The sequence below is a fragment of the Paraburkholderia podalyriae genome, from assembly GCF_014397785.1.
In the GTDB taxonomy this organism is placed as follows: Bacteria; Pseudomonadota; Gammaproteobacteria; order Burkholderiales; family Burkholderiaceae; genus Paraburkholderia; species Paraburkholderia podalyriae.
Map to the genome: position 1 here is coordinate 37,510 of NZ_VZQQ01000033.1, position 23,922 is coordinate 61,431.

The following is a 23,922-nucleotide window of genomic DNA, read 5'->3' on the forward strand; positions in this document are numbered from 1 at the left end:
GTTGCGGTCACATCCCGTCAGACGGCAGTCGCGCGAGCGCCCGAGCCATCGGCACGCGGGTCCTTTGCACACTTGCCGCGCTCGGGATGCTCGCTGCCATTTCGCGGGAGCCAAGGCTGCTGCAACACCGAGGCATGGAGAAGCTCAAGAAAACGAGTTGCGCGCAGCGAGCGCCCATGCCGCGAACTGATCAGCGCGACGATATCCGCGTCCGGTTGCGTCCATGCACCGAGCAGTGGGACAAGCCGCCCCGCGTTCAGGTGTTCGGCGACATCCCACTCGGAACGTGAAATGATCCCGAGTCCGGCCAGTGCCCAATCGCGCACGGTGCCACCATCATTGCTCGTCATGACCGGTTCGATACGGACGTTCGCCGGTGCACCATGATCTTTCGGCGTGAAGCGCCACATCGTCACGTCTTCATCGTTTTCACGCAGCGCGATACAGTCATGCGCGCGCAGATCGTCCGGATACCGCAGTTCGCCGCGCCGGGCCAGATAGCAGGGCGCGGCGCACAGGATGCGGCGGTTAGGTGCAAGGCGCCGGCTGACAAGCGACGAATCGCGCAATTCGCCGATATGTACCATTAGGTCCCACATATCGTCTGAGATGCTCGCGGGACGATCGGATAGCATGAGGCTTGCGTTGACTTCCGGATAAAGGGTGCGAAATTCAGCAATGGCAGGCGCGACATAACGCTGCCCGAAACCGAGCGGCGCGATCACCCGCAGATGTCCAGCCACCGAGCCGCGTCGCGATGCCAGCGTGTCCGCCAGATTGCCGATGTCATCGCAGATCCGGCGCGCATTGCTCGCAAGCAGTTCGCCCTCATCGGTGAGCACCATGCGCCGCCCCGATCGGTCGATTAACCGCATGCCCAAGCGCGCTTCAAGAAGACGGAGTCGCTGCGTGACCGCGGGCGGCGTGACGCCGAGCTTGCGCGCGGCGTCAGCGAGTGACGCCGCGTTCGTAAGCATAATGAAAAAGTGCAGGTCCTCGGTCGAGATCATTGACTTGAGTGTGAGCGCAACAATCCGAGGATGGTAGTCTGCGGGTTTTTTGACCGCCATTGCTATCTGCGTTTGACACGAGAGATTCCTTGCGATCCGCCTGCGCAATTCGTCTGCTGATTTACAACGATGATGTCCGCTCAGCCCGGCCGGTCACCCAAATTCCTCCGGGTGTGGTCACTTCAAACTCCCCCACCTTGCGGTCCGATCTGAGCAGACCGACGTCGCCGATCGCACCACGTAGCCGGACGTTATTTTTACCTCCTTGGCCAGCCCGGGAGGTGGGAGTTGAACGTCTTGAAGCCGCATCAGCAAAGTACGGTGTTCACGTTGCTGGAACTCAACAAGAGCCAGCGCGAGATTCATCGGATCACTGGAATCGACCGCAAGACGATCCGCCGTTACATGGCGATCTTCGCTGCACGCGCAAGCGCGTCCGCAAATTCCCCCACTCCGGCGACCATCGGATCGAGGCCACCAGATCAAACTCCTCCACCCCCGCGACCACCGGCTTTTCAGGCCACGCCTGCCGAGCCGCGTAACTTCGATTTTGCCCGCTCGTTGTGCGAGCCTCACCGGCAATGGATCGAAGAACCGGTTCGTCTGCAGCGAAACGCCCAAGCCATCTATCAGGATCTCGTCGACGAGTTCTCGTTTGCTGCGAGCTACGAGAGCGTCAAACGGTTCGTGCGCGCACTGCGACACGTCGATCCCGAGCAATTCGACCGGCTCGATTTCCTGCCCGGCGAGGAGGCCCAGGTTGACTATGGCGAGGGCGCTCCGACCCGCGATCCAAAGACTGGACGTTATCGGCGACCGCGGCTATTTGTGATGACGTTGCGTTATTCGCGCCACAGTTTCCGGCGGGTTGTCTGGAAATCCGGGCAGGAGGTGTGGGCGCGACTGCACGAAGAAGCGTTCCGCTATTTCGGTGGTTGTGTTCATTACGTCGTCCTCGATAACCTCAAGGAAGGGGTTATCACACCGGACCTGTACGAGCCGGAGATCAATCATCTTTACGCCGCGATGCTCGAGCACTATGGCGTGATCGCCGATCCTGCACGCATCCGCGATCCGAACAGGAAGGGTACGGTTGAGAACGCGATCCAGCATACGCAGGGCACCGCGCTGCGCGGGCGGAGTTTCGATTCTATCGAAGAGCAGAACGCGTTCCTTGTGCGCTGGGAGGCGAACTGGGCGTCGAAGCGCCTGCATGGGCGCGCCCGCCGTCAGGTCGAGTCGATGTTCGAGGAGGAGAAGCCGCACCTCCGGGCATTGCCGCTGACTGCATTCCGTTACTTCAAGCAGGTCGTTCGCACTGTCTCCGACGATACAACCATTCGTATCGACCACAGCTGGTACGCAGCCCGTCCTGCGGCGATAGGCAGCACGGTGCTTGTGCGTGTCTTCGATTCAACCATTGAAGTTCGGGATCGACAGACACAAGCGCTGTTACGCATCCACCCGCGTTTCACGGAGCCCGGTCAACTGCTACTGCCCGAGGACGAGCGTCCGTTCAATCCGTCCCGGCAAACCGCCTTCCTGCTCTCAACCGCAGGCGACATCGGTCCGCAAACGAAGGCACTTTGCCAGCGAATGTTTGAAGCCCAGGGACGCGTTGGCCAGCGGGGCATGTGGGGCATCGTCGGTCTGGCAAAGAGATACCCGGCCCGCATCGTCGAGCAAGCCTGCAGCCAGGCACTGCAGTACCGCCTCCAATCCTACAAACAGGTTCGCAAGCTGGTCGAGCGACTGTTCGAGCAGGCACTGGAACAGCTTGATCAGGCGCCCCAGGTCGCTTTGCCTCTTACCCAGAATCACGCGCTAATCCGTCCAGCGGCCGAATACGGTGAGCTGTTCAGCCTCGGCGCACGACAGCAACTCAACCCATTGTCGTTGAACAACGGAGAGACCAACGAATGACCATGTCGATGCCCGAAATCGAGCGTTCGCTCAAACAGCTCCACCTGTCCGGCGTGCGCGACACGCTGGAGACCCGCATACTGCAGGCACAGGCGGCAAGTCAACCGTTCATCGAAACCTTCTCGATCATTCTGCAGGACGAACTGGATCGTCGTCAGTCCCGGCTGATCGATCGTCGGCATAAACAGTCGGGCCTTGACGAGAAGCTCACGTTCGCCGAGTTTGACTGGACATTCAATCCAAAACTCCCTCGGCAGGCCTGTCTGGAGTTGCGAACGCTGAAGTTCGTTTCCGCTGGCGAGAACGCACTTCTCATCGGCAAACCCGGCACTGGCAAATCGCACATCGCGAAGGCCGTCGCGAATCAGGCTGTTCTGCAAGGCTATAAGGTCCAGTATCTCGAAACCGACGACTTCTTCGCCCGCTTCAATCTCAGCGAGCCCGAGCAGCAGGAGAAACGCCTGCGCAACATTCTCGACTGCGATCTGCTAGTTCTGGACGACCTGTTCCTGTCGCGATCGATTCCAGACGCCGCCGGTGCGCTGCTGCAGACCCTCGTTCATCAACGATACAAACTACGCCGCAGCACCATGGTCACGTCCAACCGCGTCGTCCAGGACTGGGGCGCCTACCTCGGCGATAACACCATGAGCAGCACCATTCTCGACCGACTTATGCACCACTGTCACTCGCTTGAATTCGACGGCCGAAGTTACCGGCTGAAGGAGGCTGCTGAAACTCTTGCGCGCAAAACCAAAGCGAGCTAAAAAACAATCTTGTCCTGCTGCCGGATGGAGGAGTTTGCGCGACCACAAGTGGGGGAGTTTGAAGTGACCATCCGGGCGCTCAGCCCAGCCGACCCTCAATCACGCGAGTTCCGCAAGACCATCGACCCGCACCTGACACATTCGCGCGAGTGACTGCAGAGCGCGCGAGGCCGTGTCCCGGCTCAATGGCGCACGGCCTCTGATATGACTTCGGGTGCGGCCACTTCACGAAAACAACCTCGCCGCCGCGTTGTTCGCCGAAATGCAAGCGGCGAGCGTGTTATTCGGCCGCGTACGTGGTCTGCTGCTGTTCGCCAAGACCATCAATGCCAAGGCGCATCGTCTGCCCCGGCTTCAGAAACACTGGCGACGGTTTCACACCCATGCCGACTCCCGGCGGCGTACCGGTAGAGATCACATCACCCGGCTGCAGGCTCATGCACTGGGACAAATAGGAAACCAGCTTCGCGACGCTGAACACCATCGTGCGCGTATTGCCGTTTTGGTAGCGATGCCCGTCGACCTCGAGCCACAGATCGAGTGCCTGCGGATCGGCCACTTCGTCGCGAGTCACGAGCCAGGGGCCGATTGGTCCGAATGTGTCGCAGCCCTTTCCCTTGTCCCACGTGCCGCCGCGTTCAATCTGCCACTCGCGCTCCGACAGATCGTTGATCACGCAATAGCCCGCTACGTACTCGAGCGCATCTACTTCGTCGACGTACTTGCAAGACTTGCCGATGACGACGCCGAGTTCGGCTTCCCAGTCGGTCTTCGCGGAGCCGCGCGGGATTTCAATGCCGTCATTTGGGCCGCATACGGCGCTCGTCCACTTGTTGAAGACAATTGGCTCCGTAGGAACCGGCAGATTTGATTCGGCCGCATGGTCGACGTAGTTCAGGCCGATACAGACAAACTTGCCGATGTTGCCAACGCATGCTCCGATGCGCGGTTCGCCCTGCACGACAGGCAACGACGCAGGACCGATGGCGCGCAGCCGTGCAAGCCCTGCGTCTGTTAGCACGTCACCAGCGATGTCGTCCACGACAGCAGACAGATCACGAATCTTGCCGTCACTATCCAGCAACCCTGGTTTTTCATGCCCTTTCGGCCCATAACGAAGCAGTTTCATTGTTTGACTTCCTAAGGTTTTCTATTGAAAATCGGGCTTCTTGGGGCCAGCCGTTTAGCCCGGTCTGACGCTACTTCGCGCGTCAGCTCAACTCATCTCGGCGCCTGTCCTCTCCGTCCTGCCCCATTCGTGCGCCGGCTGGACGGGTTCGTGGCTCGGCGAGCGTCGCCGCGGCATTAATGCTTGAGTACCCGTGACAGGAACGTACGCGTGCGGTCATGCATGGGATTGTCGAAGATGGCGGCCGGCTCCCCTTGTTCAAGCACCTTGCCGTGGTCCATGTAGATGACCCTGTCCGCCACCTCGCGCGCGAAGCCCATTTCATGGGTAACGATCATCATCGTCATTCCAGAACTTGCGAGCTCGCGCATCACTTCAAGCACCTCGCCTACCATTTCCGGGTCAAGCGCCGAGGTCGGCTCGTCAAACAGCATCACCCGCGGCTCCATCGCCAGCGAACGCGCAATCGCGACTCGCTGCTGCTGTCCGCCGGAAAGCTGGGATGGGTACTTGTTGACATGGTCTCGTAGTCCAACGCGCTCGAGCAGCTTGCGGGCAATCGTCTCGGCGCGCGCACGCGGCCATCTGCGTACGCGGATTGGTGCGAGCATCACGTTTTCCAGAACGGTCTTGTGCGGAAACAGGTTGAAGTGCTGGAAGACCATGCCGACTTCCTTACGGATAGCCGCCAGTTCCTTCCTTGAAGTGCCGAACCCATCCTCCGACGGCGCCAGCTCGATTCCATCGACAATCAGTTGGCCATCGCCGAAATTCTCCAGCCCGTTGACGCAACGAATCAGGGTCGACTTGCCGGAGCCGCTCGCACCGATAATGACCACCACTTCGCCGCTCTGTACTTGCAGATCTATGTCTTTCAACACGTGAAATGCGCCGTACGATTTGTTCAGCTTGTGCATTTGGACAATCGCGGACATATCCACTCCTTCGTCAAAAATATCTTCACCCAGCAAGAAGCTGGCCATCCATCTTGTTCGAGGCGGCAGCCTAGCGCGCACCCTCGCTCATTTTCAGTTCAATCCGGCGAGCGCCGTACGATATGAGCGAGCCGATCGCGAGGTAAGCAGCGAACAGAAAGGCATAAACCTCGTCTTGCGAGCCGCTGTACTGCGGATTGGCGAGCACGGTTTGTCCTGCCTTCAGAAAATCGGTAAGCCCGATAATGAACAGCGCGGGTACGTTGTTGAACAGGTCAAGCACGTTCCCCACGAGCGCGGGAATCACGGCCTTCAATGCCTGCGGAAGAACGATGAGGAAACTCTCGTCCCGCTTGCTGAAGCCCAAAGACTGAGCCGCCTCCGATTGCCCCCGCGGCACGCTCTGAATACCAGAGCGAACATACTCGGCGGCATAGGCCGCGTAGAAGAGCACGAAACCCGCGATGCCCCGCGCAAGGTCCGGAATATGAACCTGAGGTGGAAACACCAGCGGAATAATGATCCATGACCAGTAGACGGTGCAGACAAGCGGCACGGAACGCATCAATTCGATGTACCCCGAACACGCCAGTCGCACGCTCGAAAATCGGCTATTTCTGCCGAACGCGAGCAGGATGCCTACCGGCAGGCTGAGCAAGGTGGCAATCACCGTGACGAGGACACTCAGGAGCAATCCACCCCATCGGTCGACGCCGGCCGGTGCCAGCAACGCGCAGATGATGCCCACGCCCAGCAGCCACAACAGGCCCATCATGCGGCCGATCTGGGGCCAGCGGCTCGTAGCGGCGCATGCGACCAGCGCGATGGAAAGACAGCCGAACACACCGGCGAGCCAATGAAGTTGAATACCGGAAGTCACCGCCGCGGCCGCCGCCAGAACGGCGCCGCTCAGGACATGGCGCTTCCAGCGCTTCGCTATCAATACAAGGCCGATCGTCATGCCGAATAGCGCGCTCAGTCCGGCGCCAGTAACGAGCGCACGCCAGATCTGGTCTGCCGGGAACGTCCCGACCAGCAATACGGTCAGGTTGTCCACCACGACCGACCAATGCGCGATGAACAAGACCCAGCGCGCGGCAAGGACTGCAATATAAAGCGTCAGCGGAATCGACACCAGCGAGAGCAGCGAACTGGATGAAGTCGAGAACAGGTTGTGCCGCGCCCAACGACCAATGGTCATTGCCATTACCGAGCTCCTTTCTTCATGACACGCCGGTTGTACAGGTTCGCGATCGCACTAATGGACAAGCTGATGAGCATGTAGACGACCATGACAATGATGATGCCCTCCAGTGCACGTCCGGTCTGGTTGGCGACCGTCCCGTACACACTGAACATATCGGGAAAACCGATCGCAATTGCAAAGGAAGTGCTCTTCGCGATGGTGACGTACAGGTTGCCAAGGGAAGGCAGGATGACGCGCACCGCTTGCGGCAAGACGACTACCCAGAGGGATTCACGATGGCCGAGACCTAGTGCAGCGGCTGCCTCCCACTGCCCTCGGTCGATCGATTGCACCGAACCGCGCACCACTTCGGCAACGTACGCGGCGAAGTTCACGCTGAGACCGATGATCAGGGCGGCCATCTCCGGAGAAAAGCCCGCGCCACCCGACACCGAAAAAGCGCTGGCCTGCGGCATGTCGATGCTGAACGGCCGCCCAGCGACCGCAACGCCGAGCGCCAATATCCCGGCACTCACCGCGAAGGCTAAGCGACGCTGGCCTCGCGTCCTCACCAGCACACCCACGGCAAACACGGCCACGGCCAGTCCTGCAATCCACGCGTAGCGGGACGCCGCCGGGGTAGCAATCAGCCACGGAGTGAACACACCTTGCCGGCTTGCGATCAACGCACCATGCAGCAGCGTCGCATCTGACAGGCTTGGCAGTTGCAACAGCACAGCGAAATACCAGAAGATGATCTGGATGAGTAGCGGCGTATTGCGGATGAGTTCGACAAACGCCCACGCCCAGTTTTTGACGACCCAATTCCTCGACATGCGCCCGACGCCGACCAGCACGCCAACAACGGTGGCGAGCACGATCGAGATGAGTGTGACTACGAGGGTGTTATAAAGACCCGCAATCAGTGCCTGGGCGTAGGTCTGCTGAGAATTGAACGGCACCAGCGACAGACCGTGCGGACCTTTCGCTACGGTCAGGCCCTCACTGATGTCGAAGCCTGCAGGCTGCTTGAGAAAGTCGAGGCTAAACCCGATGCCATGGCGTTGAAGACCACCCCATACCGTCGCGAAGAAGGCCAACACGACCGCAATAATGGCCGCAAGGATCAGCGCCTGGATCGCCGCTGCGCGCGTGCGTGCCGCGCGCCGCCGCTTCGATTGGGACTGTGAAGCGGGTGAAGGAGGAGGTCCGAACGGTCGATTTTTTTCCGTACTGGACAGTTTTAATTGCGACACTCTTCCTTCTCCACTGACGTCAAAATTTCCAATGCGGGCGGACAGTTGATCTCGTTTCATATCCGGACTCTGCCGAAGCCGGCGGCAGGTTGCCGGCCGCCCGCTTCAGTGCGACTTGCGCTGCTTAGTACCAGGGCGGCGAATACATCATGCCGCCGTCATTCCATGCCGCGTTCAGAGAACCCTTGCGTTCAATTGCGTAGGGTGTCCGTGGGCCGATATTGCGGTCGTAGATCTCACCGTAATTGCCGACCGACGCGATCACCTTCTGCACAAACTCAGGTTGCAGCCCGAAATCCTTGCTGAGCGTACCGTTCACACCCAAGAATTTTTGCAGGTACGGGTCTGTCGTCTTGACGAAGGTCGGCAAATTCTTCGAGGTGATGCCGTGCTCTTCGGCTTCGAAGGTCGCATAGATCACCCATGTCAACGCAGCGTGCCAGCGAGGGTCGTCCTCAGACACAAACCCTGCGAGCGGCGATTTGTCGAACGCCTCAGGAAGAATCTGGAAGGCAGCCGGATTGCTCGCGTTGCCGCGCCAGCCCGCCAAAGCCGACTTGTCCGTCACCATTGCGTCACAACGTCCGGAATTCAGCGCGTCAAACAGTTTGTTCGTGTCCTGATAGGTCAGCGCCTTGGTTGACGTTTTCCAGTTGTGAGCCTTGAAGTAACCGGCCAGCATCTGCTCCGTTTCCGAACCCTGCGTCGTGCAAAATGTCGCACCGTTCAGGTCGCTGATGTGCTTGACCTTCAGCGCGGTCTTGACCAGAACACCGGTACCGTCATAAAAATTGGTGGGCAGGAAGGAAATGCTGAGCGCTGCCGACTCGCGCGTCGGCGTGACCGTACTGTGGGCGAAAACGACGTCGGCCTGCCCCGTGCGAAGCGCGTTAAAGCGGCTGCGGTCCGTGACGATCACGAACTGGACCTTGTTCGGGTCACCTAACACGGCGGCAGCGGTCGCCCTGCAAAGGTCGACATCCATGCCTTCCATCTTGCCGGTCTTCGTGTTCAGATAGCCGAAGCCCGGCGTTGCATTGTCCGTGCCGCACAACAGCATGCCGCGTTTGACCACCGTGCTCAGGTGATCTTCATCGGCGTGTGCAGCGGTCATTCCCAAAGTCAACGCACCGCAGCTCAACGCCATGCACGCAAGGAGACGTGCCGCATTAAAGCGAATCTTCATGTTATTTCTCCAGCCCGGAAAGATGACGTCGGCCCGCCTATTCCGAGCAATATCGGCGCGACGCAAAATTGCAACCAACCATTCGTATTCACTTCCCAGTCCTTTCCATTCTCGAAGCTCGATCGCATGACAACCTGGGCTGACATGCAATGCTTCGCGCTACTCGACAACCTTACCTAAAGCAGGCGTGTAGTTGTCTCAGCAGCGGGGAGGGACTTGCCGCTAACTATCACCACCCCTGAAAGCGTGGCCATTGGGCTGCGATTTCGCGAGAGCCGGTTCGAATCAACTCGTAGTGGGCGTGCTGGGCGGCCGTCGCGCAAGCGTGATTCGGGAGAATGCGCACAAGCGAGCCGATGGGTAAATGAGGCAGCGACGCCCCACTACCGCTGCGCACGGCGATGATCCCCTGCTCCTGGTTCGCCTGAACCATGATCAGGTCGGGGTAGGGCACGCCGTCGACACTGCACACCACGCCATAACTCTGATCGATTCTCTGCGACGCCGTACCGCGATCGCGCGACATCGCCATCCAGCCTGCATCGACGAGAATCCATCCCTTGGCGGCCTGGTGACCGATGACGGTGGCCAGCACGCTAACAGCGATGTCGTCGACCGTGCACACATCAAGACCCGCCATCACGAGATCGAAAAACACGAACACACCCGCACGCACCTCCGTGACGCCCGTCAGGTCGCCCGCGAAATGGGCCGTCGGCGTCGACCCCACACTGACGACGGGGGCTGGCAATCCCGCAGCGCGCAGCACTGTTGCGCAACCGACTGCCGCTGCGCGTTCGCGTTCGGCAATCGCCACGATCTCTTCGATGCTCCTGCATGCGTACGATTCGCCCGCATGAGTCATGACGCCACGCAATTCCGCACCGCCGTCATGCAGCGTGTTGCCGATTGCCAGAAGATTGACCGTGTCATCGGGCCGCACACCGGCGCGATGACCGTCCGAGTCGATCTCGATCAGCGTTGGAATGCGGTCATTTGTGCGGCGCGACTGCTCGGCAACCGCTCGCGCAGCGTCGACGTTGTCCACCACGACCGACAGGTCGATGCCCTGCTGGCGTAGTGCACTCACGCGGTCGAGTTTGCTGGGCACAACGCCGACACCGTAGAGAATGTCGCGCACGCCGCCGGCGGCGAACTGCTCCGCTTCCTGAAGAGTCGATACCGTCGCCGGTCCGGCCGGACCATCCATCACGCGACGCGCCACTTCGATCGACTTCGGTGTCTTCAGGTGCGGGCGCAACTTGACGCTGCGTTCCGCGAGCCGTCCCCGCAGACGCGCGATGTTGCGCATCATGCGGCTCTCGTCGAGCAACAGCGCAGGGGTGCACAGGGACTCGATTGGCCCAGGCGTTGCAGCGCGCGACTCACCGTGGAACTCAGGCTCACTCGGATCTGTTGTTGTACGTCTCATGCTCGACATAATTCCTCTACCTTGGGACGAGTTGGACTTGCTTACAGCGCGACCACGCCGGTCTTGATCTGCGCAAAACTGCGCAGCCCCTCCGCGCCTTTCTCGCGTCCGTACCCGGAGCGCTTGAAGCCGCCGAACGGCAGTTCAACCCCACCTGAGGCGCCATACGTGTTGACGAAGACCTGCCCGGCCAACACCTCCCGGATCATTCGATGCGCGGTGGTCAGATCGCGCGTCCACACGCCAGCAACCAGTCCATAGTCGGTGCCATTGGCCAGTTGGACCGCTTCCTCGAGGTTGCGGAACCGCGTCACGGCCAGCACCGGCCCGAAGACTTCGTCCTGGCCCATCGGGCTCGCGGGGTCGACATCGTCAATCAATGTTGGTTGCAGGAAGAAGCCCTTACCGAACACGCCGCCGTTCAGCGCGTTGCCGCCGGCAACGATCTTCGCGCCGTTGCCGCGCGCCTGCTCGAGGAACGACATGACGCGACTGCGCTGCGTCTGCGAAATGAGCGGCCCAAGAACGGGGTCAGTCAGAGCAGGACCGATCGTCACGTTGGCAAAGGCCTGCTGGATGCGCTCCACCAGCACGTCGTGCACGCTTTCGTGAACCAGCAGCCGCGAACCGGCTGAGCAGGTTTGCCCTGCATTTTGCAGAATGGCGTTGACGACGCCCGGTACGGCACGTTCGAGGTCCGCATCGGCGAACACGATATTGGGCGACTTGCCGCCCAATTCCATCGTTGCCGGAATTACACGGTTGGCCGCGGCGTGGGCGATGATGCGTCCTACTTCGACTGAGCCGGTGAACGAGATATGGTCGATGTCGCCATGGCTCGTCAACGCTGCACCGGCCGTCTCGCCATAGCCAGTCACTACGTTCAGCGCGCCGGCAGGCAAGCCCGCTTCAAGCGCGAGCAATGCCAGTCTCAACGCGGTCAACGGCGCTTCTTCAGCAGGCTTCAACACGCAGCAATTGCCCATCGCCAGTGCGGGGGCGATGGTGCGCGCGAAGATCTGCATCGGATAATTCCATGGAATCACGTGCGCGGTGACACCATGCGGTTCCCATTGCGTAAAGATCATCGTATCCGCGTTCAACGGAATGGACGACCCATAGTGTGTCTCGAGCGCGCTGGCGTAAAAGTCAAAGTAGCGGCTGGTAATTTCAGCATCGCGCTTCGCTTGCCGCAAAGGCTTCCCCGTTTGCAGCGCTTCGAGTTCCGCCAGTGCATCGCGGTCACGTTCGACCAGTTGAGCGATGCGGCGCAGAATGCGTGCGCGCTCGGCAACCGCCACCTTGCGCCACGGATGCGACGCGCGCCGGGCCGCGCTAACCGCAAGATCGATTTCCGCAGGACCGCAGTCCGGGGTCTGGGCGATCACTTCGCCGCTGGACGGATCCAGCACCGCTACCGTGTCGCGTGTCTCAATCGACTCACCGTTGATGACGGCCGCTTCCTGCTTCATTGCTTGACTCCTCGATCATTCGTGGACGGATCGCCGCCGACAGGTCAGGACCGATCCTTGGAAATTCGCCGGTGCTTGCTGCGCCGTCTGGCGCGCAACCGCATAGGGCGGGACGAAGTATTGCCAGCCAAAATGCCAATAGGGTTAACGCCAACGCGACTTCATCATTAATGCGGCAGTTAATAGAGGGGACGCGAAAGATCCACGGTCGTGCGCCACAGGCATGTTCTTTTGGGCATGTGCACGAGTGCGATCGCAGCGCTCCTCGCACTATGCTTCCCTGGAGCCGGGCTTCACGCCGTGATGGCATATCTCGCCTTGGAAAACTGCCCAAGACGAGTTATGACGTCATCCGTCTCGTCATAGGGGCACAGCGAATTGTCGAGCAACACTGAATGTCGAAGGTTGGCATGGTCCGCCATTTGCGCTTTTTTGGCGCATGGTCGGACGGCGGGGTACTGTCAGATTGCTGGCATGTGGACGAAAATGCGGCGGCTATTCCTGGCCTCCGGCTCTCCCTATGCCGGAGCCAGGGCGATCGCCCAGCGCACGCGAGTCGCCCAGCCCCCAGTTACGGCGTGGGGAGAACGGCCGCTTTTGAGCGCGGTGGTGACATTCGGAGAAACTTACTGAGGGGCAGGAACGGGTCGGGAATCGCCGGTTAAGCGGCAGTCGATGCGAAGCTACAGAATCACACGAGCAATGCGCAGGGATGGGTGCGCCTGCACGTGCCTTAGCTCGCTTTCTGAGCGATCATGACGTAGAAGTTATAACCACCGAAGAAGGTCCCCTTTTCACTGGCGCGAAGTTGTCGGGCAACGAACGCTTCCACTTCTTCAGGCGTCGCTGCGCCGGCTTTTGGCAACAGGACAGAAAACGATTGCAGCCCCGCCAGCAAAAAGTCCGCGTGTCCGATTTCAGTGAGAGCCCATCCGCGACTATCGACCAGTTCTAGGTGTGCGTCTTTGAACATCGTCGGCAGTCTTCGCAAGACACGTGGATTTGCTATCAGTGCCGAAATAATCTTGTTATCCATGTCGGGATCGGCTCCGAACGTCAGCGTAGCGTAGTCACCGTCAAAAACAACGACTCTTCCACCGGGCCTGACGACGCGTGCTGCTTGTCGGATGACTTCTTCCGGGTCCGGTACGTGGCTGATCAACGTGTGCGCGATGACCACATCGAATGCCGCGTCCTGAAACCCAAGCCTTTGTGCATCGTCCACCAACCACTCGATTCGATCCGCGAATCCCTGTTGTGCGGCGATGCATTTTCCGGTCGCGATCAGTGTCGGGCTTATGTCAACCGCTGTGACCTTTCCCGAAAAAGATGGCTGGCGAAGGAGTTCGCGAACTTCGACGCCCGTGCCACAGCCAAGAGCAAGCACGTCCCGAGCGGCGGTCAGATCGATAGCACCGAGGTAGTCGTGCAGCATGCCCATGTACCGATCGCTGTTCGATCGCGCTTCCAGTCGCTTCGCGATTACTTCGACAGTCGGCGCGTCGAGTTGGTGAGTGCGGCCGTACACGTCACGGAAAGACATGTTTCGTCCTCGTTAGTCGGAGTCGGGAGGCCCTTTGGCAATGCATGAAGCAGGTCCGCCGCTGCGGCGGTATCTGGTGAGGGGTAGTCGGCAGCCGCATGGGACACATGTGGCTAAATATAGTTGTCCGGCTTAATCCACGCAAAAACTTAACTTGTCGGGTTCCATGGCGCGCCAACCTTGGGTTGCGCTTTGTGACCGCGTTCGGCCACTGACGGCCTTTCGATCCTGCCGGCGTTCAGTCTTTGAAACGGCAGATTGACATAGAACCGCGGTCATTTTGACCTGTCGCAGACGAGCGGCGTTGGCTGTATGCGCCGCCGAGTCCTTCGGGACACAGCTCCCGTCAAAGCGCGGTAGCTGCGATAAAAAAGACGGCGCGCGCGGTGCGTCATTAGGAAGCAGGAGCTTCCCAAGTGTCTGTTCGACACTGCGGCTCACGCCAACGCGCGTGCCGCTTTAGCTTTCAATGACGTCGCCCGACCAGATGTGATCGAAGGCAGCGCCGGCTTCCCGTTGCACCTTTCGGACGGTTTCCGCATCGGGCGCTTCGTACTCGCAGATCATATGCCGGCGATCGATGGACACGACACTGCGTATCCAGACAACGCCATGCAGTTCGCTGCACGGGGCCAGGTGGTCTTCCAGGACGGACAGGTCCGCCTCCGACTGTGGCATCGGAAAGCTCCTTTCAACGACGACGTGCGACATGTCAGTTCTCCCATTGCGACACAGTTTGCACTCGCCAAAGATTAATGCGTCTGCGTTTGAATGATGGTTGCAGTGCCGGGATAGCGATCGTAAAGCCGTTGTAGTGCAGCCCGACTTCGGGGAGCAAGCGGCTTGTCGCCCAGCAATTCGCGCAATGAAGAAAGAAAACGGTTGGAGCGTTCCGTCTCGTCGGCGGCGAAAGCTGCCTCGATGAGCAAAGCCGTCGCAACGATTTTCTCGGTGGGTGAACCAAGCGCGTCGGCAGCTTGCAGCGCTTGTCGCCCAAGATCGCTCGCATCGGCGCTGCATCGACAGTCGAGACAGGCACGCGCCACCTCGTTCAGTGCATAGCAAAGATGCCGCTTGTCATCAGCTTGCCGAAGGGCGTCAAGACCTTCGAACACGAACATGCGATGGTCGCCCTCGGCCAGGCGCAGGGCTGATATCTGACTGATGACCTCCGCAAAGGGTGCGCCGGAGTCGCCCATTTTCTGTGCAGCCGCGACGATGTCCGCCGCCAGCCGCGTAACGTCCAAATACGCGCCGCGCTCGAACTTCATCGTCGCGAGCCAGACCAAACACTGGTACTCGCGCCAGTGATCGCCCATCGCACGCGCCTGCGCCACGGCTTCGTCGAGCTTCGCGCATCCGATGTCCAGTTCGCCGTCGGCCCGGGCGAGCAGCGCCTGGCCCCACATCAGTTCGACGACGCGCAGGTCAAGACGTCCGGCGAGCACGCCCGCTTCCTGCAGAACGCCGCGCGCACGAGGCAGATCTCGCTCCAGTTCGAGTAAACACCGGCCCGTGTTGGCGAGCTGCTTGCAGCGCGTCGCCGCGTCGGCTTTGCGCGCGGCCGTTTCTGCGCGGATCGTCACCTGGCGCGTACGTTCGATGTCGTTTGCCTGCTGCGTCAGCCATGACAGGCTATGGAGTCCCTGCACAACGTCGGCATGAAGCGACAGGGCTTCCGCCTCATGGATCGCCCGTTCGAACTCATGCTCCATCGACACCGCATAACCGTCGCCCGAACTCGCGACGGCAACGAGCCGCGCAGTGAGTAACTGGATTTCGAGCTGGACCCGTTCGCTCCCCTGCGGTAATGAACGGGCGTGAGCCAGGCCGCGTTCCGCGACAGCGCGCGCCTCCGTGGCCGCAAAAAGCGCGAAGACAGTGGTGGCTGGCCTCAACGCATGCTCGCGCCGTCATGCGCGAGTCGCCCGCCAACATCGCGTGGTGAACGACTTCTCCATGCAGCTGCGGGTCGTGCACGCTTGCGGCCAGCAGTTGCCGCGCGATCTGATGATGAATCGCACGCCTGTGCGGCTGCGAAAGCGTTCGATAGACGGTCTGCCGTACCAGATCGTGTGCAAAGTCGAATTCCGTGGATGTCGCCTCGGCCAGGATCCCGCGACGCTGGAGTTCGACAATGGACGACAGGATGTCAGGAAGCGGGCGGTCGAGTAGTTGCGCAAGCTGCTCGGGAGCAAACGCATGACCTATCGAAGCCGCGAACGAAAGCAGATCACGCGTGGGCGCGTCGAGCGGCGCGAGCCGATCGGCCATCAACGTATCGACGGTACAGGTCGACGCTTCGCGATCCATTTGCTTTGCGCGCGTCAGCTCGAGCACGTAAAGCGGATTGCCGCCGCTATCCCTCAAGGCCTGCTCAACGCGGATGTCGCTCCCCGCGGCCCGGATAAGCGCGCCCACCTCGTTGGCAGAAAGCGGTTGCAATGGGACGCGGGTCAGCCTGCCGTCTCGCGCGAGCGATTGCAACAGTACCCTCGCGAACCGGTTGTCCTCCATTTCAGCAGGACGCGCGCCAGCGGCGAAAACGACAGGCAGTTCGGGGTCCAATCGTCGCCGCACGAAGTGCAGCAGCGCGCCCGACGATTTGTCGAGCCACTGTAGATCATCGAGCACGAACGCCAATCGATGGTCGACACACAGCCGGCCAAGCAATGTGACGACCGCATTGAAGAACCGTTCGCGGCTTCCCTCATCGCGCTGGATTTGAGGCGTGCCGACGGTAGCGGGACGGATAAAAGGCGCGAGATGTTGGTCGAGCGGTTCTAAAGCATCCATTGCGACGTCGCGCAAGGCGTCTATCCAGATGCCGTATGGCCGGATAACCTCCCCCGTCAGCAGAGTGAGTCCGTGCGCCGTCGAAGATGCCAATAGCACATCGAGCTTCGCACGTTCTGCGTCGCGCCCGACAAGAGGCAACGGGGACATCGATTGTTGATCACGCGTCGGCGCTCGCTCGCTTCGTTCTGCTGTTCCAGCGTCGTCTTTCGATGGGCGGTTCTCGTCACGAAGTGCGCGATGGCAATACTCGTTGGTGTTGCGCAACAAGGTGGTGTGGCGCATGCGCCGGACAGCACCATCGAGCATTGCAGACGCGCGCGCGCCGAGCTCGCGATGGAGAAGCTCGTGTGCATAGCGGTGATGGCCGTCCGCATCCGAGGGACGGCCGTCCGCTTCGAGCAAGCTGATCAACATCGCGTGAGCCGACTCATCGAGCGGATTGGTCTGGACCAGCTCACGGCCATACTGCAACGCAAGCGGCACATTGCACGACAGCCGCGCGATGAGCGAGCGCAGGACCGCCCCGCGAATCCGTCCGAACCGTTCGCGCTGGCCGACACACCAGTTATGGAAACGGTAGCAGCCCGGAAGTTCGAGCCCGCCGAGGAAGTCGCCCCCGAGCAACTGCGCTGCTTCGGCGAGCGCAGCTACGGGCAATCGTTCGGTTCCCGATTCGAGCAGCGCCTCAATCCTCTTGCTATCGACGAACGCGCCAGCGGCATGGAACGCAGCGTGTGTCCGGTTGGCGACGATGCGCTCCTGCGATGCGTCGTCGACCAGCGGGCGCAGCTTGGACAGACTCCAGCGAAGCGCGGCTCGCGGATCGTCGGGACCGTCCCATAGCAGATCGCAGAGGGCCGATCTGTGTATTGCGCCGTCGGACATCACGAGATAGCCCAACAGAGCGCGGGTACGGCGTGAAGCGGGCAACGGTACGCTCGCGCCGTCGCGCCGCACTTCGAGCTCGCCGAGCAGGCGAATGCTCAAGGGTCGGCCCGGGGCGTCAGGCGCATCGGCGTTTCTCACGCTGGCTCCAACCGTCAATACAACGCTTCAGGGGCACGCTCATGTCGTCGAACGCATTCATCGAATCATCGCTTGAATGCAGGTTACTACCGGAGCGGGACGCTCTGCCACCTGAAAATCGCAGGGAGGTCAACGTGGCAAACCATCAAGGCAAGCTAAACGAGCACATCCTGGCACTCGCGCATCGTCGTGATGCATTCGGAGTCAATGCCGCGCTAGCGGAAGCGGACACGCTTCGACTGTATGAAGCGCTGGCTGACAATCCGCTATCGGCGCAGCGACTCGCGAGGAAGACGGGCACCGATGCGGGAGCCGTGCGCAAGTGGTTGGGGGCGCAGGTGACGCAGGGTCATCTCCAGTACGACGCGGCGCGTCAGCAATACTGGATGACCGAACAGCAGGCGTTCGCAATCGCCCATGAGCCCGGGCTTTATTTCGTCGCCGACGCATTTCGGATCTGGCGCCGCACGAGGCCATTCGCGCGGTGATGCGGGTATGCGGCGACGGCAGACGGCCTAACCCGCCGCTTGTAGCGTTTCTGGCGGAAGCCGAAAGTGCAGTGCGTGTGCCTTGAGGTAATTGCACAGCCATAGGTCAACGGACCGCGGCAAGGCCTTCGCAGGCGACTGACCGTTGAACCTTTGACACCGGTCATTGCGACCCTTGTGACGCGAATGACGGCAGGGGGTCGCGAAGGGCCGATCGCCGTCGGCCAGAAGCGGTTCTTCGGACTGAGACGCGCATCGCGGACCTTCGCTCGGAATAGCTGTGCACAAGCAGCAGAAGGCCCGATGAGCCGTGCTGGATGATTCAAGCTTTCTGGCGGCAGCCACCAGGCTACCGCCGCTCAAACGCGCAGCGCGTGGCCGCGTTGTCGACGATCGCGTGAGTTCCAGTAGGCTCAGGCGCCAATGCGTGCGTTCTGGGGAAACATCGACTTGCGTGCCTCATCGTCCATTTCGGCCTTAAACGCATGACGCGTCTTGAGCGCTTCGGCGCGCTGCGCCGCTGGTCGGATGTTGATTTCGTCGAGCAGACGCTTGACGTTCGGCAGCTTTTCCCATGCTTCGGGCCCCAGGACGAAGGTCACGACCCGTGCCCATCCCCATACGGCCATGTCCACCAGAGTGTATTCGTCGCCGAGCATGTAGCGGCGGTGGGCCAAGTGCGCGTCGATGATGCTCCAGTGGCGCCACGCCTCGAAGTCGTAGCGGTTCACGGCGTAGTCCTTAGGCTCCGGCGCATAGTGTTTGAAATGCACCGCCTGGCCCGAGTAAGGCCCAATGCCGGTGGCCACGAACATCAGCCACGAGTGCATTTGCGCCCGCGCCTCGGCGGTGCTCACCGGTAGGAACCGACCCGTCTTCTCGGCTAGGTACAGCAGGATGGCGTTGCTGTCGAAGACGGTCGCATCGCCATCGACCAGTACTGGCGTCTTCGCGTTCGGGTTGATCGCCGTGAAGGCCGGGACGTGCTGCTCGCCCTTGCGGGTGTCGACAGGCACAAGTTCATACGGCAGCCCGCTCTCTTCAAGAAACAATGCGACCTTGGCGGGGTTGGGCGAAGGGTGGTAGTAAAACTTGATCATGAGGTAACTGTGAACGGGTGGGACGGCTGATGATTATAGGGCTGCGAGCTTCTCTTTGCAGGGACCCCACTCATACTTACGTAGGTAGCGTCCCGCCCTGGAACGCACGCTGATGCACCAGGATTCTGCTGGGCCTCCACGCCCTGTAAGTGGTCAACCTGCAGACTGGCATTTACTCAACTGGCGAAAGTGAGCTCGTCATAAGTCGCCGTACCAAGTGGAACCTGTTCTTGTGCGAACGTCTGCTTTGGAGAATCGCGGATGGCAGATGAGGGTCGCTGGTCGCCAATGGTGCTGCGCGCCAGCGCCCCGCAACCGTCTCGCAAGTCGTAAGGCTGCGTCTGGCCAGGAGCGGTCGGCTATTGGACGGAGTAGACTTGCCAGCTTCCAATCGCCGCTCGAGGTAGTCTCTATGTTGGTGAAAGCCCTGCGTGCCGGTCTCGGCCAGTTAATCGTGCTCGGCGACGCCGTCAGTCGCCCACGCCCGCAACGCCGTTCGGCGCAAGGTCAGGCCGCAGTGGAAAAAGAAGCGGCGCGGCTGTCGCTGTATCAATTCCATGCGTGCCCTTTCTGCGTAAAGACGCGACGGGCCCTGCATCGTCTGAATGTGCCGATGACTCTACACGACGCCAAAGACGATCCTGTGCAGCGGGAGCATTTGCTGGCCGGCGGCGGCAAGATCAAGGTGCCCTGCCTGCATATTCAGGAGGAAGGCCAGTCGCGTTGGTTGTACGACTCCAACGCGATCATCGCCTATCTGGAGCAACGCTTCGCTGGCATCGTCTGATCTGGGGCGTGGAGCCGTAAGACTTTATGAAAGCTCATGGCTCGCTACTCCCAGAGCATGACCTAATCCTTGAACGCCTGTCACGGACATTCGGTCACCTGTTCATCCGCGACTTCCGCTGGATTGCTCGCGCATCACACGCGCAGCAAAGTGGTGTCGCCTTCCAGGGTAACGGGACATACCTACATCGCCTACGGTCCGCTCGCTGTGGGCGCGACGCAGGTGATCTTCGAAGGTGTCCCGACCCACCCCGATGCGGGCCGCTTCTGGGAGATGATCGCGCGTCACAAGGTCAGCATCTTCTACACGGCGCCCACAGCCATCCGTTCGCTCATCAAGGCCGCGGACGCGAACGCGGAGGTCCATCCAGCCCGTTACGACCTGTCCAGCCTGCGGCTGCTTGGCACGGTCGGCGAGCCGATCAGCCCCGATACATGGGAGTGGTATCACCGCCATATCGGCTCGGGCCGCTGTCCGGTCGTCGATACCTTCTGGCAGACCGAAACGGGCGGACACATGATTGCGCCATTGCCCGGCGCCACCGCGCTCGTGCCGGGTTCCTGCGCACTTGCACTGCCGGGAATCACGGCATCGGTCGTCGACGAAACGGGGCAGCCGGTGCCCAACGGAAGCGGCGGTATTCTAGTCATCCGGCGCCCGTGGCCATCCATGATTCGCACGATCTGGGGCGACCCCGAGCGTTTCAAACAAAGCTACTTCCCTCAGGAGCTCGGTGGCGATGTCTATCTTGCGGGCGACGGGGTCATTCGCGACAGCAACAGCGGCTACTTCACGATCACCGGTCGCATCGACGACGTGATGAACGTTTCGGGTCACCGCATGGGCACAATGGAGATCGAGTCCCCATTGGTGGCTCACCCGCTCGTAGCCGAAGCCGCCGTGGTCGGACGCGCCGATGATGTCACGGGCGAAGCGATCTGCGCTTTCGTGGTGCTCAGGCGAGCGTGCCCGACCGGCGACGAAGCGCGTGAGCTCGCCGCCGACCTCCGAAAATGGGTTGGCGGGCAAATCGGACCGATAGCGAAACCCAAGGACATTCGGTTCGGCGACAACCTGCCCAAGACACGTTCGGGGAAAATCATGCGCCGGCTTCTGCGCTCCCTTGCAAAGGGTGAAGCGATTTCACAGGATGTTTCGACGCTAGAGAATCCGGCGGTTCTGAGCCAGCTGGGCGAGGCTTTCTGATATCGTGCAGTCCCTAAGCCGCGCATAGTCGCGGCCAAACGCAGCGGAGACGCGGTCGCCACCTGGCTCAGGCGACGCCTGAGGGGTCAGGGATAAACGCTATTTGTCCGGCGCAATCGCGAGCCGATAATCGAGCATTTCGACCGTTCCACGATCAAGATGCGCGACCGAATCGACGACGAGATCACCTTCCGCAAGCTGGAAGTCCTGCTCGCATTCATGGAGACCGGCAACCTGGCGAAGGCGGCGGAGGCGTTGAACGTGAGCACGGTCAGCGTGCACCGCGCGCTGCATTCGCTCGAGCAAGGCGTGCGATGCGCGCTGTTCCGCCATGAGGGGCGCAATCTGAAGTCGACGGAAGCGGCGCAAATGCTCGCCGACGTCGCGCAAGAAGTGATCACGCTGATGTCCGATGGCATCCGCTTGACGCGCGAGGCCGCGGGCTATTCGTCGGACCGCCTGAAAATCGGCTCTCTGTATTCGCTGACCATCAAGACCGTGCCCGGCATCGTCGTTGATATTAAGGTACGGCGGCCCACACTGCACGTCGAACTCGTGCTCGGTCCGAATGCCGAGTTGCTGGACAAGCTGAAGCGGAGCGAAATCGATGCGGCGCTGATGGCGCTGCCCGACGCCGAGCCCGAGGTCGAGTCCATCCCTCTTTTCGAAGACGACATTTTTTTCGCGGCGCCCGCCGGTTCGCGCTACGCGAATCAGGAAGCCGTCGATCTGCGGGATTGTCGTGACGAGACCTTCGTTTCGCTCGGCGAAGGGTTCGCGACATTTCACGGCTTCGTGGAGGCGTTTCGCGTCGCGGACTTCACGCCGAACGTGTCGATGCGGACCGGCGATATCTTCTCGCTGATGAACCTGGTGAGCGGCGGAGTCGGCTATACGCTCCTGCCCGGACGCGTGCGCGGCGTCTTCGGCGACAAGGTGCAATTCATTCCGCTCAAGCCGCAATACCTGATGCGCCAGACTATCGGCGTCAGCTTCCTGCGCGCGCGCGAACGCGATCCGAATCTGCTCGCGCTGATGGCCGTCTGCCGTCTGCGCACGAGAAGCGCCGGCTGACGCTTCAACGCTCGTCGCGTGCGCGCTCCCTGTCGACGAGCGTGCCGAGGTCCGGCAGCGAGGTTTCGCTGCAACTCACCGCGACGCCCTCCGTGAAGATCGCGCCGGCCAACCGCGTCAGGACGTTTGCGGGCGGCATCTCGATCGCCAGGCGCGCTCCGCGCTCCCACGCGAGTCTCATCGTGTCGTGCCAGCGCACCTGCTGCGCCATGTTGCCCGCTAGATCCGCGGCGATGCGCGCACCGTCGAACAGGGGCCGCGCGACGCTGCTGCTCAGATACGCGGCGCGCGGCGCACGCACGTCGACCTGTGCGAAGGCGTCGGCAAGCGAGGCCGCGGGCGTGTCGAGCAACGCGCAATGCGACGGCACTGCTACATCGAGACGCTCGCAGCGTTGCGCGCCGTGTTCGCTCGCGAGTGCTGCGAGACGGTGTATCGCGGCGTCGCTGCCTGCGACGACCATCTGCGTTTCCGTGTTGATGTTTGCAAGGAAGACGGGCTCGGCCTCGCTGTTCACTTGCGCGATCAGCCGTTCGAGCGCTCGTTGCGTCATGCCGACGATCGCAGTCATGCCGTAGCCGCCCGGATAGGCGCGCTCCATCAACTGGCCGCGCAAGGCGACGAGCCTGACGGCGTCGGAGTAAAGAAGCGCACCCGCGGTCACGGCGGCGGGATACGCGCCGATCGAAAGCCCCGACACCGTGTCGGGTTCGTGGCCATGGGCCTGGATGACGCGTGCCTGAGCGACACCCGCAATCAATAGGCAAAGTTGCACGGCGACGGTTGAACGGAGCGTTGCCGCATCGTCGATGGATTGGACGTCGTAGCCCAGCGTGTCGCTGGCTTCTTCGAGTGTGCGGGCGACCTCCGTGTGACCCGGCAGCGCGTGCAGCATGCCGGCGCGCTGCGAGCCCTGGCCGGGGAAAGTGAATAGCACGCTCATGATGCGTCCGGGTCCCAGGGATCGGCTACGAGCAAGGGGCCACGCCCCGTCTTCAACAGAACGCGATCCGATTGGCTGGCCCACTCGGCCAGAGCGAAGCCGGCGTGGCCAGTGTCCACTTGCATGTCGATACGTGCGGGCGCGGCCCGCAGCAGCGACAGGAGTTCATGCGCTTCATCGGGCGGCAAGGGCCGCGTGGCACGCAGCAACAGATCGAGGTCGCTGTCCTTTCGCAGCGTGCTCACGCCGCTTGCCAGCGCGAAGCCGACGCTGCCGATAATGCCCCACGTCAACTGAAGCCGGTCGAGTTCGGGCGCGATGCGGGCGAGTGCGCGCACGCAGGGCAGGCTCGCGAGTGCGATGTGTGCGCGCCACTCGGGAGCCCGAGCGAGAGCCTCGGGTGTCACGCGGCGCGTGACGCGCTCGCGAGCCACGTAGGCCGCGAACCGCTCGCTGCGCGTGCGTCCGCGAAGGCCGACTGGCACGATGCCATGCTCGTCCACTGCCTCGCGTCGCACGACGACCGGTGCAATCGACAGCCACTCGCGCGAAGCCCAGGCAGGCACTTCCGATGTCGAGCAGATGTCCTGCGGCGCTCCGATCCACAGGAGGTCATGCGGGCGAAGCGCTTCTTCAGCGATGGACACAGTGGTTCTCCAC

Annotated in this window: 20 protein-coding genes and 2 pseudogenes; 6 read left to right on the plus strand and 16 right to left on the minus strand. The window is 61.3% G+C overall.

All coding sequences use genetic code 11. The features are described 5' to 3' along the window. Positions 1–17 precede the first annotated feature (17 nt). Positions 18–1,070, minus strand: a complete 1,053-nt coding sequence (locus F6X42_RS28655; RefSeq protein ID WP_312892932.1) for a LysR family transcriptional regulator — start codon at positions 1,068–1,070, stop codon at positions 18–20. Positions 1,071–1,298: 228 nt separating this feature from the next. Between F6X42_RS28655 and istA the strand changes: the two genes are divergently transcribed. Next, positions 1,299–2,933, plus strand: a complete 1,635-nt coding sequence (istA, locus tag F6X42_RS28660) for an IS21 family transposase (RefSeq protein ID WP_187637416.1) — start codon at positions 1,299–1,301, stop codon at positions 2,931–2,933. Next, a complete protein-coding gene (gene istB, locus F6X42_RS28665; protein WP_187637417.1) occupies positions 2,930–3,700 on the plus strand; it encodes an IS21-like element helper ATPase IstB in 771 nt (256 codons plus the stop codon). The genes istA and istB overlap by 4 nt, the downstream gene beginning before the upstream one ends. Positions 3,701–3,980: 280 nt before the next feature. Here the strand turns inward: istB and F6X42_RS28670 are convergent, their stop codons facing one another. The 12 genes and pseudogenes from F6X42_RS28670 to F6X42_RS44300 form a co-directional block, all read right to left on the minus strand. Beyond that, positions 3,981–4,829 carry an ureidoglycolate lyase gene (locus F6X42_RS28670; protein ID WP_187637418.1) on the minus strand — a complete coding sequence of 283 codons (849 nt, stop codon included), beginning with the start codon at positions 4,827–4,829 and terminating at the stop codon, positions 3,981–3,983. Positions 4,830–5,005: 176 nt separating this feature from the next. Next, on the minus strand, positions 5,006–5,764 hold the full coding sequence (locus F6X42_RS28675) for an amino acid ABC transporter ATP-binding protein (protein ID WP_222945757.1): 759 nt from the start codon (positions 5,762–5,764) through the stop codon (positions 5,006–5,008). Between the two features lie 70 nt (positions 5,765–5,834). Beyond that, a complete protein-coding gene (locus tag F6X42_RS28680) occupies positions 5,835–6,971 on the minus strand; it encodes an amino acid ABC transporter permease (RefSeq protein WP_187637419.1) in 1,137 nt (378 codons plus the stop codon). Beyond that, entirely contained in the window at positions 6,971–8,266 is a 1,296-nt protein-coding gene (locus F6X42_RS28685; protein ID WP_187637420.1) for an ABC transporter permease subunit, read from the minus strand. Before F6X42_RS28685 ends, F6X42_RS28680 begins: the two co-directional genes overlap by 1 nt. 64 nt (positions 8,267–8,330) lie before the next feature. Continuing rightward, positions 8,331–9,392 (minus strand): transporter substrate-binding domain-containing protein, encoded by a 1,062-nt coding sequence (locus F6X42_RS28690; protein WP_222945754.1) that lies wholly within the window; start codon positions 9,390–9,392, stop codon positions 8,331–8,333. A 229-nt stretch (positions 9,393–9,621) separates the two neighbouring features. Then, the gene (locus F6X42_RS28695) at positions 9,622–10,707 is read right to left on the minus strand and encodes an alanine racemase (RefSeq protein ID WP_187637421.1); all 1,086 of its coding nucleotides are present in this window, start codon (positions 10,705–10,707) and stop codon (positions 9,622–9,624) included. Positions 10,708–10,865: 158 nt separating this feature from the next. Next, positions 10,866–12,296, minus strand: coding sequence for an aldehyde dehydrogenase family protein (locus tag F6X42_RS28700; protein WP_187637422.1), 1,431 nt, complete (start codon positions 12,294–12,296; stop codon positions 10,866–10,868). A gap of 733 nt (positions 12,297–13,029) precedes the next feature. Continuing rightward, positions 13,030–13,839: a methyltransferase domain-containing protein gene (locus F6X42_RS28705; RefSeq protein ID WP_187637423.1), complete on the minus strand. Its 810-nt coding sequence runs from the start codon at positions 13,837–13,839 to the stop codon at positions 13,030–13,032. Positions 13,840–14,298: 459 nt separating this feature from the next. Beyond that, the gene (locus tag F6X42_RS28710; protein ID WP_187637424.1) at positions 14,299–14,550 is read right to left on the minus strand and encodes a nickel-binding protein; all 252 of its coding nucleotides are present in this window, start codon (positions 14,548–14,550) and stop codon (positions 14,299–14,301) included. A 41-nt stretch (positions 14,551–14,591) separates the two neighbouring features. Next, a complete protein-coding gene (locus tag F6X42_RS44290) occupies positions 14,592–15,554 on the minus strand; it encodes a hypothetical protein (protein WP_246530259.1) in 963 nt (320 codons plus the stop codon). Beyond that, positions 15,544–16,920 (minus strand): ATP-binding protein, encoded by a 1,377-nt coding sequence (locus tag F6X42_RS44295; RefSeq protein WP_246530263.1) that lies wholly within the window; start codon positions 16,918–16,920, stop codon positions 15,544–15,546. The genes F6X42_RS44290 and F6X42_RS44295 overlap by 11 nt, the downstream gene beginning before the upstream one ends. Positions 16,921–16,998: 78 nt before the next feature. Beyond that, positions 16,999–17,523 (minus strand): annotated as a pseudogene (locus F6X42_RS44300) (AfsR/SARP family transcriptional regulator); the annotation flags it as partial. 275 nt (positions 17,524–17,798) lie between these two features. On the opposite strand from F6X42_RS44300, the gene F6X42_RS28720 reads away from it, so the two are divergent. Next, positions 17,799–18,152, plus strand: coding sequence for a hypothetical protein (locus tag F6X42_RS28720; RefSeq protein WP_187637425.1), 354 nt, complete (start codon positions 17,799–17,801; stop codon positions 18,150–18,152). A 413-nt stretch (positions 18,153–18,565) separates the two neighbouring features. Here the strand turns inward: F6X42_RS28720 and F6X42_RS28725 are convergent, their stop codons facing one another. Continuing rightward, positions 18,566–19,252, minus strand: a complete 687-nt coding sequence (locus F6X42_RS28725; protein WP_187637426.1) for a glutathione S-transferase family protein — start codon at positions 19,250–19,252, stop codon at positions 18,566–18,568. A 412-nt stretch (positions 19,253–19,664) separates the two neighbouring features. Here F6X42_RS28725 and F6X42_RS28730 point away from each other — a divergent pair, with 412 nt between their 5' ends. The 3 genes and pseudogenes from F6X42_RS28730 (at position 19,665) to F6X42_RS28740 (ending at position 22,319) form a co-directional block, all read left to right on the plus strand. Next, the gene (locus F6X42_RS28730; protein WP_187637427.1) at positions 19,665–20,039 is read left to right on the plus strand and encodes a glutaredoxin family protein; all 375 of its coding nucleotides are present in this window, start codon (positions 19,665–19,667) and stop codon (positions 20,037–20,039) included. Between the two features lie 168 nt (positions 20,040–20,207). Then, positions 20,208–21,245, plus strand: a pseudogene (locus F6X42_RS28735) (AMP-binding protein); the annotation flags it as partial. A gap of 159 nt (positions 21,246–21,404) precedes the next feature. After that, complete coding sequence (locus F6X42_RS28740; protein ID WP_187637428.1) at positions 21,405–22,319, plus strand: LysR family transcriptional regulator; 915 nt, start codon at positions 21,405–21,407, stop codon at positions 22,317–22,319. Between the two features lie 4 nt (positions 22,320–22,323). Here F6X42_RS28740 and mdcH read toward each other — a convergent pair whose 3' ends face one another. Both mdcH and F6X42_RS28750 read right to left on the minus strand, forming a co-directional pair. Then, on the minus strand, positions 22,324–23,262 hold the full coding sequence (mdcH, locus tag F6X42_RS28745; RefSeq protein ID WP_187637429.1) for a malonate decarboxylase subunit epsilon: 939 nt from the start codon (positions 23,260–23,262) through the stop codon (positions 22,324–22,326). Continuing rightward, positions 23,259–23,909: a malonate decarboxylase holo-ACP synthase gene (locus tag F6X42_RS28750; protein ID WP_187637430.1), complete on the minus strand. Its 651-nt coding sequence runs from the start codon at positions 23,907–23,909 to the stop codon at positions 23,259–23,261. The genes mdcH and F6X42_RS28750 overlap by 4 nt, the downstream gene beginning before the upstream one ends. Positions 23,910–23,922 lie beyond the last annotated feature (13 nt).